This is a genomic window from Microbacterium sp. F2, assembly GCF_052274505.1.
Taxonomy (GTDB): domain Bacteria; phylum Actinomycetota; class Actinomycetes; order Actinomycetales; family Microbacteriaceae; genus Microbacterium.
In genome coordinates this window covers 145315-158481 of record NZ_JBNVBV010000001.1, presented here as the reverse complement: position 1 = coordinate 158481, position 13167 = coordinate 145315, and the positions used below count along the sequence as shown (strand labels likewise).

Genomic DNA, 13167 nt, shown 5'->3' with positions numbered 1-13167 from the left:
ATGACGACGCTGACGATCACCACCGGGGCGCAGACCGATACCGGTCGACGCCGCACGATGAACGAGGACTCGCTCCTCGCCGCATACCCGGTGTTCATCGTCGCCGACGGCATGGGCGGCCACGACGCCGGCGATCGCGCGAGCGCCGCGGTCATCGAAGCCTTCCAGCCCCTCGTGGGGGTCGACGATCTTGCACCCCACGATGTCATGGCCGCGGTCCGGCGCGCCCACCACAGTGTCGCGACGATCGCCGACACTCTCCCCAACGGAGCCGGGTCCACACTCACAGGAATCGTCGTCGTCACCCAGAACGACAACCGCTGGTGGCTGGTGCTGAACATCGGCGATTCGCGTGTGTACCGGCTGATCGGCAACACGCTCCAACAGGTGACAGTCGACCACTCGGTCGCGCAGGAACTCGTCGACGGAGGCAAGCTCCGCCGCGAGGATATGGCGACCTACAGCGGCCGCAATGTCATCACTCGGGCCGTGGGAGCCCCCGACAGTGAGGCCGAGTACTGGTTGCTGCCCATCGTCACAGGCGAACGGCTGCTGATCTGCTCCGACGGGCTGACCGGAGAGCTCCCCGACGAGAGTTTGCGCGCCGGCCTCGCTCTCGGTGGCAGTACCCAGCAGACGGCGACCACTCTGGTTATGCAGGCGGTCGAGCGCGGCGGGCGCGACAACGTGACGGCGATCGTGGTGGATGTCGTCGCCGGCGGCGCGAGCCCCGACTCCGACGACGTCACCGGCGGCATCGGCACGACCAGCGCGGTCGTCGCCGATTTGCTCCCCGACGAGGACACAGTCCCCTCCAGTAAGCCGCGGGCGCGCGGATGACAGGCTGGACGTACATGCGGGGCGATCATCCCGCGATCATCCAGGGATCGACCTGCGTCGCATTCGGCGGTGTTTACGGTGAGGATCGCGCCCGCGCGGTGCTCCCCATGATGACGGCCGACACGCCCCTTGAGGATCTGCTGGATGTCGTGCTCCAGACCGGAATCGGCGCACTGCCGGACTTCTTCGTCGGCAGGGTAGAAGACGGCACGCTGACGGCCATGCTGCGCGGCGCGGCGCTCCTCACAATCGAGGATGATCGGTGGCGCCGCTCCACCGTTGACGGCCTCGGCGCACGGACGTGGCGCGAAGTAGCGTTCGACGGTGTCACACGCCTGGCCGTCTGTTTCGACAGGCAGCTGGTCCGCACAGATCTGCGCAAGGCCCCGGACGATGAGCGCACGGCCCGCCCGGGTGCCCTGGCGATCAGCGAGATCGTGTTTCGCCGGCCGGATGCCCCGCTGCGGCTTATGACGGTCATAGGTGCAGCACGGGGAGGACTCAGCGCCGAGACCGAAGACTTCCCCCCGCACCTCTTCGACGACGGATCCAGCGCATCTACCCCGACCGAGCGACCTGCGACTGTGGCGCAGCAGAGCGCGGCGCCGGCGCCAACCCCCGCAGGCAGCCCTGAACCGGCCTCTCCACCGCAATCGCAAGAGGAGGCCGAGACGGACCGCTACCGGTTCGACGATCTCTTCGGGTCCACGAGATTCTTCGGCGTCGAGGCGGCCGCGGTTCGGGCAGAAGAGGGGGAGGGCGAGATCGCATCCTCGCCCTCCCCCATTCTCTCGACTCCGTCTCCCACGCTTCGAGGACACACGACGTCACCCTCAGCGCCGGACGAGATGTCGGCCGAGGTGTCGGGCCTTGTCTGCGCGACCGGCCACCCGAACCCGCCCACGCGGGCGACCTGCGTCGTGTGCGCGATTCCGCTGACGGGCGCCCAGCCGGCGCGCACGAGTCGACCTCAGGGGATGCTGCGCCTCCCGGACGGACGCCGCCTTCCCATCGACGCGCAGATGATCATCGGCCGCAGCCCCCGCGCAGAGCGGTCGGATAGTCGCACTCTTCCGACCTTGGTGAAGATCGAAGGCGCCTCGACCGACGTCTCGCGCAACCACGCGCGCATCGGTGTGGAGGGGTGGAACGTCGTCATCGAGGATCTGGGATCCACCAACGGAACGGTGATCCTCGCGACGGATGGAACGCTCCGGCGCCTGCGCGGCGGCGAGACCGCGCTGCTGACCGCTGGAGTCGTGGTGGACCTGGGAGGCGTGCGCATCCACGTGGAGGATGTACCGTGACTCCCGGCTACGGCGGGGTGGACATCCCGGGGCTGACGTTCGAGCGGCACCTGGGTGCCGGCGCGTTCGCAGACGTACTGCTCTTCCAGCAGGAGTTCCCCCGTCGCCGGGTCGCTGTCAAGGTCATGCGCGAAGCGGTCACCGATCCCCGCACGCAGGCCTCGTTCGAGAGCGAGGCGAATCTGCTTGCAACCGTGTCGACCCACCCCTCGATCGTCACGGTGTATCACGCAGCGATCACGACAACCGGCCGCCCGTACCTGGTGATGGAGTACTGCTCGCGCCCGGGGCTGGCCGAACGCATCCGCGACCGGCCGCTGAGCGTCCCGGAGATGCTGCAGACGATGATCCGCCTCTCGGGCGCGGTCGAGACCGCGCACCGCCACGGGATCCTGCACCGCGATCTCAAGCCCGCGAACGTCCTGACCACCGACTACGGGTGGCCCGCCCTCGGAGACTTCGGGATCTCTGTCGTGGCGGGGCACCCGACCAACAGCGGCGGCGCGATGTCGCTGCCGTGGGCGGCACCCGAGGTCGTCGCAGGACACTCGTTCGAGCCAGCAGCCGATGTGTACGGGCTGGCGGCCACGGCGTACACGCTCCTCGCGGGCGCCTCGCCGTTCGAGCTCACCGGAGCGCGTGATGTCCCGGCCCTTATGACTCACATCATGTCCACTCCCGCGCCGAGAATCCCTCGTGAAGATGTGCCCGAGGCGGTGCAGCAGCTTCTGGCGATCGCGCTCGCCAAGCATCCGACCGAGCGCCCGCGGTCGGCCTCGGAGTTCGCGCGCGGACTCCAGCGCATCGAGCAAGACATGGGACTGCCGACGACGCACCTCGACATTCCGAGCGCGCAGGACCTGCCCGACGACAGCGCCGAGCGCACCCGGCTCTCTCCGCGCGAGACAGCGGTTGTCGCGGGCATCGTCGCGCCGTCCCCTACGCCTCCGGTGGACGACCGGACCGCTATCGCCCAGGCGCGGGCAACGATCCCTGACCTCGAGCTCGCCGAGCCCACGATCGCACGCCCGCGGACGCCGGCTGTGCCGGACGAGGCAACAGCGATCGCGCCACCACGGGCGCTCTCCGAGCCGATCGATGACCCAACGGCGATTGCCCCCACCCGGGACATCGACGCCGAGCACACAGCACTCGCGTCACCACGGACGTCCGATCCGGATCGCACTGCGCTCGCCGGGCAGCGCGTCGATCCCGCAGATCAGACGATCCTGCGCTCCCCCGCCAGTCCGGCTGCTCCGCAAGCTCAGGCGTGGACGCCGCCCCCGGGAGCGCGAATCGCCTATGACCCAGGCGCGGAGTCCGCTGCCCGGACTACGTACGGCATCCGGGAGTCGCTACCGACACCGGCGATCACCCGTCGCGCTGCGCCCGCGCCGCAGGTCGCCCCCACGGGAGGCTCCGCCGCCGCACGTCGCACCCGTCGACGGCGGACGACATGGCGGCTGATCATCATCGGCGCCGGAGCGCTGCTCGTACTGTCCGCCGCGGCTGTCGCTGTGGCACTGCTGCTTGGTGCTGGCTGATGAACAACGGAAACCGGATGCGGCGGGGGACGCGACTCGGGGGGAACACGATGAATGACGACTCGACAGCGTCGGCGCTGACGATCGACTTCTGCGGCGAGCGCCACGTGTGCCCGCCGGGATCGACCTTCAGCGTCGGCCGCGATGCCGATCTCTGCATCGACGACAACCGCTACCTGCACAGGCGACTGCTGGAATTCGAGCGGGCCTCGGGAATGTGGTGGATGACGAACTGCGGCCAGTCGATCACTGTCGGGGTGGCAACGGCGGACGGCACCTACCAGGCCATGCTGGGTCCGGCCGGCCGCATGCCACTCGTGTCATCGCCGCTGAGCGTCGTGTTCAGCGCGGGCCCGTTCACGTATGAACTCGGGGTCATCCTTGACGGCGCCTCGGCAAATACGGCGCCGGATACCGTCTTGCCGGCCTCCACCGGAGACGACACCGCACTGTCGTCGACGCTCGGCGCCACCACTTTCACCCCGAGCCAGCGGCTGCTGATCATCGCGCTGTGCGAACCGATGCTTCGCGACGGGATGGCAGGCGCAAGCCGCATTCCCTCCTCCGCCGAGGCCGCAGAGCGTCTCGGATGGCCGATCACGACCTTCAACCGCAAACTCGACAACGTCTGCGACAAACTCGACCGCGACGGCGTCCCCGGTCTGCGTGGCGGGGTCGGGAAGCTCGCCCGCAACCGCAAGTCACGCCTGGTCGAACACGCGATCATGGCACGGCTGGTGACACCGACAGACCTGGCGCTGTTGGATGCCGGTCAGCCGAGGGATTTCCCACAGACGGCTAGTGGCGGGAGCACGCGATGAGAACGAAGTTGACACTGATCCGCCCGGACGCCACCTACACCGACCTGACCATATTCGTCGACGCGGGCGCACATGTGGCAGACGTCGCTGACGCAATCGCCTCCCGAGACCCGCAGCACTCGACCCTTGGCCCGCAGACGATCACGGTCAACAGAAGCGGAACGTGGAACGCCATCGATCCCACGATGCCCTTTCAAGATGCGGGCATTATCTCGGGATCTCACATCAGCCTGATCGACGCCGGCTCAGAACCCGCACGTCTTGCGATGGCGGCCGGGCAACCGACCGCTCGGTTCCGGGCATCAGGCGGCACAGACGACGCGCGAGTATTCACCGTCACCGGTCGAACGACCTCGATCGGTCGCGGTGAGGCAAACGGCATCGCTCTGACTGACCCATCGGTCTCAAAGTCCCACGCCGTCATCGACATCCTCGATGACGCCGTCACGATCATCGATCAGCAATCGGCAAACGGTCTTGTCATCGACGGAGGCATGCTCTCGCGCGCGACGTTGCGGCCGGGTTGGAGCGTCGCGCTCGGCGACGTGACGCTCACACTCATCGACGTCGTCGGCGTGCCCGGACGCACCCCGCGCGAACCAGCGTCGATTCCGTTCAACCGGTCACCACGCGTCGAGGCACGGTTTCCGGGAACGGAGTTCCCCTCCCCGGAGCCACCCATCGAGCAGGACCGCCAGCCGTTCCCCTGGCTCATCATGATCGCGCCGCTCATCATGGGTGCCGTCTTGTTCTCGATCACGCAGTCGCCGCTATCGATTGCTTTCGTCGCGCTCTCCCCGGTCCTGATGCTCGCAAACTGGTTGACCACTCGTGGAACACGGCGCCGACGCATGCGCGACCAGATCCGCCGATTCGGTGCACAGATGGAATCTCTTCGCACCAAACTCGCCACGTCGCTCACTCTCGAGCACCAGATCCGCCTCAAAGAGGCCCCCTCGACTGACGAGGTCGTCGCCGCGGCCCTCGGCCGGACCGAACTGCTGTGGACACGCCGACCGGAGCACTGGTCGTTTCTAAACGTTCGGATCGGAACGGGGACCCTCGCCAGCCGATCACGCATCGCCGACATACCCGGTCAGGAACGCGCGCTACCCGAGTACGTGGACGAGCTCCGTTCCCTGGCCGACGAATTCGCACTCGTACCCGCAGTTCCTGTGTTCGAGAACCTGCACGACTCCGGCAGCATTGGTGTCGCGGGACCACTCGGAGCGGCGGAGGAAGCCGCTGCCGCCCTGATCACTCAGCTCACCGGACTCCACTCCCCGGATGAGCTGGTCGTCTCGGCAATCGTCGGTCCAAGTACGGGGAACTCCTTCGAGTGGATGCGATGGCTTCCCCACACATCCTCGCCTAGCAGCCCGCTCAACGCTATCCCGCATCTGACCGACAGCGAATCGAGTACGCGTGTTCTCATCGCCGCGCTCGAAGAGCTCGTCGATGCACGTGCACCGGAGTCCAAGCGGGACCCGTACGCCAGGCGCGCCATGGCTGTGTCGGACTCCGCGGTTGCGCGCGCGGCACAGGTCGGCGAGGACGACTCGGCGGCGCTACCACCGTCGATACCCCTACCTGCGATCGTTGTGTTGATCGCGCACGATTGCATCGCGGACCGTGGCCGTCTCGTCCAGTTGATGGAGCGTGCGCCGGATGCGGGTGTCTACGGGATCTGGCTCGAAGCCTCGTCGGCTCAGTTACCAGCGGTGTGTCGCACGTTTCTCGAGTTCTCCACCATTGGGTCCCTCGACGCGCGAATCGGCCACGTGCGCCAGGGAGAGCAGTTCACCCCTGTCCAACCCGAGCGGATCGACCATGAACGGTGCGCAGCATTCGCGCGTTCGCTCGCGCCCGTCACGGATGCTGGCGCCTACTCAGCCGAGGAGTCCGACGTTCCGAGGTCGGTGTCTCTCGTAACCCTTCTGGACTCAGAGCTACTCACGTCCACCGCCGCAGTGATCGACCGATGGGCTCAGAACGAGTCGCTGATCGATCGCTCGGCAGCGCCCTCCGGTCGCCATCGTCCCGGCAGGCTACGCGCGATCATCGGGCAAGGCGGGACGGATGCCATGCACCTCGATCTCAGGGCCCAGGGCCCTCACGCACTCGTGGGGGGGACCACCGGATCCGGAAAGAGCGAGTTCCTGCAGACGTGGGTGCTCGCCATGGCTGCCGAGTACAGCCCCGATCGCGTGACCTTCCTCTTCGTCGATTACAAGGGCGGTTCAGCGTTCGCCGACTGCGTGTCCCTGCCGCACTCGGTCGGCCTTGTTACTGATCTCAGCCCGCATCTCGTCCGACGCGCCCTGACAAGTCTGCGCGCAGAACTGCACTATCGCGAGCATTTGTTCAACCGCAAGAAGGTCAAGGACATCCTCGAGATGGAGAGCCTTCGTGACTCCGAGACCCCGCCAGCGCTCGTCATCGTCATCGATGAGTTCGCGGCACTCGTAAGCGACGTTCCAGAGTTCGTGGACGGTGTGGTCGACATCGCCCAGCGAGGTCGTTCACTCGGCATCCATCTCATTCTCGCGACGCAACGCCCTGCCGGAGTGATCCGAGACAATCTGCGTGCGAACACGAACTTGCGCATCGCTTTGCGCATGGCCGACGAGGCAGATTCTGTCGATGTGCTCGGCACGCCAGCCGCAGCTCACTTCGACCCGAGTATTCCCGGCCGCGCGAGCGCGAAGACGGGCCCCGGACGGCTCACGCCCTTTCAGGCCGCCTACGCGGGAGGGTGGACAACCGGCGAGAAGCCCGCTCCGTCGATAGACGTGGCCGAGTTGCGCTTCGGCTCACCCGTGCTGTGGGAAGCGCCCGACACGGAAGACGCTCCACGCGTCTCCGACCCTGGCCCGACTGATCAGACGCGACTGGTACGTAGCATCGGCGAAGCGTTCATCGGCGCCCGCCTACCATCGCCCCGGCGTCCGTGGATGCCCGAGTTGGCGCAGATCTACGATCTGGCACGACTCCCCCAGCGAACGGACACAAAGCTGGTCCTCGGCGTGGCCGACCTCCCCCACCGCCAGGCTCAGGAGCCGGTCTCTTTCCTGCCGGACATCGACGGCCATCTCGCGATCTACGGCACGGGCGGCTCAGGAAAGTCCACAGCTCTACGCACGCTCGCGATCTCCGCAGGCATCACTCCAAGAGGCGGGATCGTCGATGTCTACGGTCTTGACTTCGGATCTGGCGGCCTACGCATGTTGGAACCGCTCCCCCATGTCGGCGCAGTGATCGCAGGTGACGACTCCGAGCGCGTTGTGCGCCTGTTCCGAATGCTCCAAGCGGAACTGACCCGGCGGGCAGCGCTCTTCGGCGAAGCACGCGCGTCGACGATCGACGACTATCGCGCATCCATGGGCAGCGAAGACCTCGCGCGAATCTTGCTCCTCGTCGATGGATTCCCTGCCTTCCGTGCCGAATACGAGGTGGGAGCGGGGCGCGCAGAGTGGTATGCCGCCTTCCTCCAGTTACTCTCGGATGGGCGGCCTTTCGGCATCCATATCGCACTGACTGCCGACCGTGCAGCGAGCGTGCCGTCAGCTGTGGGGGCGTCCATCTCTCGTCGGGTCGTACTCCGCCTGGCCGAGGAGACTGGATACACCCTTCTGAACGTGGAGGACGACATCCTTTCTCCGACCTCGCCGTCAGGCAGAGCGATCATCGACGGGTGGGAGACGCAGATCGCAGTGCTCGGAGGCTCTCGGAGCACGGTTGATCAGGTACGTGCGATCGCCGACCTCGGCGCGACGATCGCCGCGCGGCGACGACCCGCCGAGCAGGTGCGCGCCCTGCCGAGAAAGGTTCTGCTCTCGGAACTCCCGACAGCAGTGGAAGGAGAGCCGGTTCTCGGGATCTCGGATGAGACGCTCGAACCGGTGGGATTCGAGCCAGCTGGCGCAATGCTCATCGCCGGGGCGCCTTCGAGCGGTCGGACGAACGCGCTGCTTTCACTGGCCTCGGCACTGAGCCGAGCTCAGCCGGAGTCTGAACTGTACTTCATCGGCGGTAAAAGATCTCGGCTCGCTGGTCTGGCCCTCTGGACTCAGACAGCACTCGACATTGATGAAACGACCTCGCTTGCCAGAGAGCTCTCAGCTCGGGTCGGTGGCGAGCCTGTCCCGCACATCGCAGTCTTTGTTGAGGGGTTCTCAGACTTCCTCTCGACGCCCGCCGACGCAGCTCTCGTCGAACTCATCAAACTGATCAAGCGCTCCGACCACTTCTTCGTCGCCGAGGCAGAGACTGCGGGCTGGGGCTCCTCCTGGCCACTTCTCGGAGAAGTGAAATCCGCCCGACGCGGCATCGTCCTCCAGCCCGACCCGATGGATGGCGACCAGATCATGCGCACGCCGTTCCCAAAGGTCTCTCGCGCGGAGTTCCCGCCCGGCCGCGGCTACCTCGTCCGGGGCGGACGAGTGACGCGGGTTCAGATGCCTTTGGTCGATGGGGAGGACTCCCCATCGACCAAAGGCGGAGGACGTCGCTAGCGTGAGGGACAGACACCGGGGACAGCAGCTTAGGGAGACGACGTGGCGGATCTGAGAATCGATCTCGACGGTCTGGAATCAGCGGACGTGCAACTCGGGCGAGTCGAGCGCGCCTTCGAGCACTCGGACTCGATCGCCGCCGGAGTCGCCGACCTCGTCGGGCACTCGGGGCTGGCAGGCAAGCTCAGCGAATTCTCCAACGCCTGGGACCTCCACCGCGACGACATGCTCACCGGTGTGCGGGCCGTCCGCAAGACGGTGAGGAAAGTTCACGATGAATTCGCGGCTGTGGACCGCGAGCTCGCGTCGAACTTGAACGGGGACGGCAGCTGACATGTCATGGATGAGCCCCATCCCGGGAGATCCCGCAGGCGTGAAGAACGCGGCAGCACGTTACCTGAGCACGGCCGACAGCATCGATGAGGCTGCCAGAGAACTGCTCCGTGTCGCCAACGAGATCCGAACCATCAGCCTGGCTGTCGACCAGGTACGCAGCCAGTCGGCCGAACTGGCCGGCGTGATCGAACGCGCCGAGACTCGCTACCGCGGGACAGGCGACGCACTGCACACCTACGCGGTGGCGCTACAGGAAGCACAGCGGAAGCACGATAGCGCGATGGCGAGCGCTCGAAGCGGCAGTTCCGATCTTGACAACGCCTCGTACTACCGCGACTACTACCGCGAGCTGGCGGAGACACCTGGTCCCGAACAGCTCGAGATGATCGAGAAGTATCGGCACTGGCGCGAAAAGGCAGAAAACGCTCAACACGACGTCGATGTCGCGCACCAGCAGGCGGCAGCCGCCTACGAGGAACGGGATTCCGCCGCGCTGGTTGCCATGAGCTCCATCGTCACGGCCATGGAGGCCTCGGGGCTCAACGACACTCTGTGGGACCATCTGGCCGCAGTCTGGGACGGAATAGTCGAATTCTGGGTGACCGTCGTAATCCCCGCGCTCGAAGCGATCGTCGCCTTCATCGACGAGTACGGCTGGATTCTCGACGTCCTGGCAACGATCTTTACGATCGCCGCAGTCTTCTTCCCGGCTCTCGCGGTCGTCTACGCGGCTCTGCGTCTCATCTCCCTCGCGGTCAACGCACTTGCATTCGTTGCGACGCTTGCCCTCACTTTGTCCGGGCGGAAGTCGCTGGGTGATCTCATCGGCGCGAGCATCGGCCTCGCTCTTGCATTCACGGGAACCATCGGGAAGGGCGCATTCGCCAACGGCTTGCGTAACGTGACCGCGGACTTTCGTTTCGTTACCAGCCCGGCGAGCTGGTCGACACTCGCGCAGCCGCAGCTTGCCTTCCGCACAGTGTTTCAGCTGGAGGGGCTGCACGCTGCGAGCGAGCTCGCGAGCAGCGGGGCTCGGAACGTGCTTACGCACGACACGATGCAGGCGATCATCGATTCGGCAGGGCGCGAAGCGCTCGCCGATGGCCTCAAGGACGCCGCTGGCGGGATCGTCCACGACTACGTTGTAACCAAGGCGATCGAGAACGTGAGTTCGGGGTGGACGGACATGATAGTGGGGGTGTTCGAGAATGTCTGAGACCGCATCACAACATGCCGATGACGTACTCGGCCTGTTCTGGCTGTCCGAACACTACACACCCGAAGCCTGGGCAACGGCGGTCATCGCGGATGAGTTCTCAGCGCAGTACCGCGGACCAAGAGAATCCTTGGAGTCGCTCGATCGGGCCGGCTCTGTTGACGTCGACAGAATCGTCGATGTCCTCGAGCCGATCATCGCGCGTTCCGTGGCCGAAGGGCGCACACTGGCCTCGATGGCGGAGGAAGAGCTGTGAACCTGCCACGTCCTTTCGTCTTCAGCCTGCCAGGAGAGTGGATTCAACTCGCGTCGATCCGCGACGTGAATCTGCTCTCGACCGGCGACTCGCATGTATCCCCCGCGAGACAGCGCAGGCTAAAACGTGAAGTCTCAGCCATGCAGGCCTGGGCTTCCGACACGGCCGCGGCGAGCGTCTGGCTGCAGGTTGTCGACGGTGGTGCGGTCGCGATCGCCGAACTCGCGCTTCGCCCCGCCTCGGCTCCCTCCGCTGCGGCACTCGTGGAGTCCCTTGCACTGAGCCAGCCTGTCGGGTATCGGCGTCAGCTCGTCTCGACGCGGAGCATTAACGTGGCTCCAGGCGTGAGCGTCGCTTACGGTCGGGAGATCATCGCGGGTCCGACGCCGCCTCATCGGCTCGTTGCCTGTTTCAGTGCGTGGCTTTTCGATGATTCGACGCCGGGCGAAGTCTGGAACATGCGAGTGTCTACGCCCCATCTGGACCGCGAAGAACAGATCGCCGAAGCTGGCCTCGCTTCCCTGGCCAGGCTCGCGGAAACCTACCTGGGGGTATCGTGACGACCACTCATGCCGGTGAGGACGTACTCACCTTCATTCTTCCCGGGTCTTGGCTGCGAATCCCGCTCGCGGAGCCGGACGCGCGCAAGGAAGCAATCTCACGCGCTGCCTTGGTCGCCTTTGGGCGCTCCGATGAACACGCCAGCCTCCGGCAAGCGTTTCGGCAAGAACTCACCCGAGCCGCGGTGGCCTCCGCAGATGCCGGAGCCTCCGGCTGGTACATAGCCTCGCAAATCATCGAAGGCGTCCCGCTGCCGGCGACTCTCACCGTCACACTCTCGGAGCCGATCATCGCGCTCTCGCGAAACAATGAGCGCAACCTCCTGCTGCTCCAGACGACAATGAGCCATTTCGAGAAGTCCGGATGGGTTGAAGATCCCTGGCACGACGAAATCGGCGGCTCGGTTGTGGCGCGTCGCGCCAAGACCACCGCGCCTACCTCCGAAGTCAGCGATCTCACGACACTGCCGACATCGCCGACCTATACGGTGATGTATTGGTTGACGGTGCCGCACGAGTCACGGATCGCGACCCTCGCCTTCGGAACAACGCAGCCCACGCTCCGATCAAGCCTACTTGAGCTGTTCGATGCGGTCGTGTCGAGCGTACGTTTCCCCCACTCCGAAACGCAGCCGGACACGCTCCCGCTCGACGGTGAGCGATAATCAAGGGATGACGGTCGCCTTCGACACGGGCAGGGCCCTCACTCTCGGAGAACGCCTCCTGCTGTTCAGCTTCCGACCCAACGGCGGAAAGGTAGCACGGCTCAAATGGGCAGGCGTTGCTGCTGCGATCGCGGGTGGCGCTATCGTCGATCTCGCCCTCCACGGGCTTGTCTCACCCAGTGGCGGTGGCCGCCTCGTGCCGAGATCTGCCACGCAGCACAACGGCAGGCAGGAAGTGCTCAAGGTGATCCAGCGCGACTCGCTACCTCGCGCGGACCGGGATCGGCCCGAACGGTGGATGCGGGACTGCACCCTCATCGCCCGATCAGTGGGACGAGGTCTCGCGGCGCAGGGCATCGGGCGAACGACATGGGCCGGTGGCTATCTTCCGCCCTCGTCTGCCACTGACGTGGCCGGCTGGGCAGCGGTGCGCGCAGCTCTGCTCGATGACATCCCGGCGGACAGCGAGACCGCACTGATCCTGTGGATATTGACGCTTGACGGACTGAACGCGGACTCCGTCTTTTCGAGAGATCCCCTCTCGCACGACGACCCCCACTGGTGGAAACGGGCGTATCGCGTTGCCGCGCCGACCTGGGAGTCCCTCGAGACTGCCGGCGCCGTTCGCGCCGCGTTGTCCGGCATCGCCCAGTACACGCGCTGGAGCCCAAGCCGCGCGTAAGCTCCGTGGGGAGTTCTCCCCATTGGAAGTTCCTCAGCCTCTGGATACTCTCGACTCACAACCCACGGGTGAGCATCATTCCGGGGGCGGAGTGATCGAAAGAATCGGAGACAGCAGTGGCCAACCTCAATGTCACATATGACGAAATGCGTCAGGCCGCGGGGCGCCTGCGCCAGGGCAAGGATGACATTCACAACACCCTCGGCGAGCTGAAGGCTCTCGTGGACAACCTCGTGAGCAGCGGGTACTCGACCGATCTGTCGAGCCCGGCGTTCCGCGACACCTACGACAGCTTCACCACCGGCACCAAGCAGGCGGTTGACGCTCTCGACGGACTCGCGCAGTACCTCGAAGTCGCTGCGCAGACGCTGGAGGAGACGGACTCTTCACTGGCCAACGCGATCAACAGCTGACAGCACCGCCCGA

General features: G+C 65.8%; 12 protein-coding genes. All 12 read left to right on the top strand.

The features are described from left to right. A complete protein-coding gene (locus ACQVDU_RS00775; RefSeq protein ID WP_300593760.1) occupies positions 1-840 on the top strand; it encodes a PP2C family protein-serine/threonine phosphatase in 840 nt (279 codons plus the stop codon). Further along, positions 837-2147 (top strand): FHA domain-containing protein, encoded by a 1311-nt coding sequence (locus ACQVDU_RS00770; protein ID WP_443476045.1) that lies wholly within the window; start codon positions 837-839, stop codon positions 2145-2147. The genes ACQVDU_RS00775 and ACQVDU_RS00770 overlap by 4 nt, the downstream gene beginning before the upstream one ends. Beyond that, on the top strand, positions 2144-3691 hold the full coding sequence (locus ACQVDU_RS00765) for a protein kinase domain-containing protein (protein ID WP_443476044.1): 1548 nt from the start codon (positions 2144-2146) through the stop codon (positions 3689-3691). The genes ACQVDU_RS00770 and ACQVDU_RS00765 overlap by 4 nt, the downstream gene beginning before the upstream one ends. A 50-nt stretch (positions 3692-3741) precedes the next feature. After that, complete coding sequence (locus ACQVDU_RS00760; RefSeq protein ID WP_443476043.1) at positions 3742-4512, top strand: hypothetical protein; 771 nt, start codon at positions 3742-3744, stop codon at positions 4510-4512. Continuing rightward, positions 4509-9026, top strand: coding sequence for an FtsK/SpoIIIE domain-containing protein (locus ACQVDU_RS00755; protein WP_300593772.1), 4518 nt, complete (start codon positions 4509-4511; stop codon positions 9024-9026). The genes ACQVDU_RS00760 and ACQVDU_RS00755 overlap by 4 nt, the downstream gene beginning before the upstream one ends. A 42-nt stretch (positions 9027-9068) precedes the next feature. Further along, complete coding sequence (locus ACQVDU_RS00750; RefSeq protein WP_292725654.1) at positions 9069-9359, top strand: hypothetical protein; 291 nt, start codon at positions 9069-9071, stop codon at positions 9357-9359. A 10-nt stretch (positions 9360-9369) separates the two neighbouring features. Next, on the top strand, positions 9370-10578 hold the full coding sequence (locus ACQVDU_RS00745; RefSeq protein WP_300591549.1) for a hypothetical protein: 1209 nt from the start codon (positions 9370-9372) through the stop codon (positions 10576-10578). Next, positions 10571-10834 carry a hypothetical protein gene (locus tag ACQVDU_RS00740; RefSeq protein ID WP_292725650.1) on the top strand — a complete coding sequence of 88 codons (264 nt, stop codon included), beginning with the start codon at positions 10571-10573 and terminating at the stop codon, positions 10832-10834. Before ACQVDU_RS00745 ends, ACQVDU_RS00740 begins: the two co-directional genes overlap by 8 nt. A 140-nt stretch (positions 10835-10974) precedes the next feature. Next, a complete protein-coding gene (locus ACQVDU_RS00735) occupies positions 10975-11394 on the top strand; it encodes a hypothetical protein (RefSeq protein ID WP_292725648.1) in 420 nt (139 codons plus the stop codon). Continuing rightward, complete coding sequence (locus ACQVDU_RS00730) at positions 11391-12059, top strand: hypothetical protein (RefSeq protein WP_292725646.1); 669 nt, start codon at positions 11391-11393, stop codon at positions 12057-12059. Before ACQVDU_RS00735 ends, ACQVDU_RS00730 begins: the two co-directional genes overlap by 4 nt. A gap of 7 nt (positions 12060-12066) precedes the next feature. Beyond that, the gene (locus ACQVDU_RS00725) at positions 12067-12741 is read left to right on the top strand and encodes a GPP34 family phosphoprotein (protein WP_300591547.1); all 675 of its coding nucleotides are present in this window, start codon (positions 12067-12069) and stop codon (positions 12739-12741) included. 116 nt (positions 12742-12857) lie between these two features. Next, positions 12858-13154, top strand: a complete 297-nt coding sequence (locus ACQVDU_RS00720) for a WXG100 family type VII secretion target (protein WP_292725642.1) — start codon at positions 12858-12860, stop codon at positions 13152-13154. Positions 13155-13167 lie beyond the last annotated feature (13 nt).

What these genes read in the sequence shown, in the direction of transcription:
- ACQVDU_RS00740 (WP_292725650.1), top strand. Translation starts at nt 10,571, where the DNA reads ATGTCTGAGACCGCATCACAACATGCCGATGACGTACTCGGCCTGTTC.
- ACQVDU_RS00760 (WP_443476043.1), top strand. Translation starts at nt 3,742, where the DNA reads ATGAATGACGACTCGACAGCGTCGGCGCTGACGATCGACTTCTGCGGC.
- ACQVDU_RS00755 (WP_300593772.1), top strand. Translation starts at nt 4,509, where the DNA reads ATGAGAACGAAGTTGACACTGATCCGCCCGGACGCCACCTACACCGAC.
- ACQVDU_RS00770 (WP_443476045.1), top strand. Translation starts at nt 837, where the DNA reads ATGACAGGCTGGACGTACATGCGGGGCGATCATCCCGCGATCATCCAG.
- ACQVDU_RS00725 (WP_300591547.1), top strand. Translation starts at nt 12,067, where the DNA reads ATGACGGTCGCCTTCGACACGGGCAGGGCCCTCACTCTCGGAGAACGC.
- ACQVDU_RS00735 (WP_292725648.1), top strand. Translation starts at nt 10,975, where the DNA reads ATGCAGGCCTGGGCTTCCGACACGGCCGCGGCGAGCGTCTGGCTGCAG.
- ACQVDU_RS00745 (WP_300591549.1), top strand. Translation starts at nt 9,370, where the DNA reads ATGAGCCCCATCCCGGGAGATCCCGCAGGCGTGAAGAACGCGGCAGCA.
- ACQVDU_RS00775 (WP_300593760.1), top strand. Translation starts at nt 1, where the DNA reads ATGACGACGCTGACGATCACCACCGGGGCGCAGACCGATACCGGTCGA.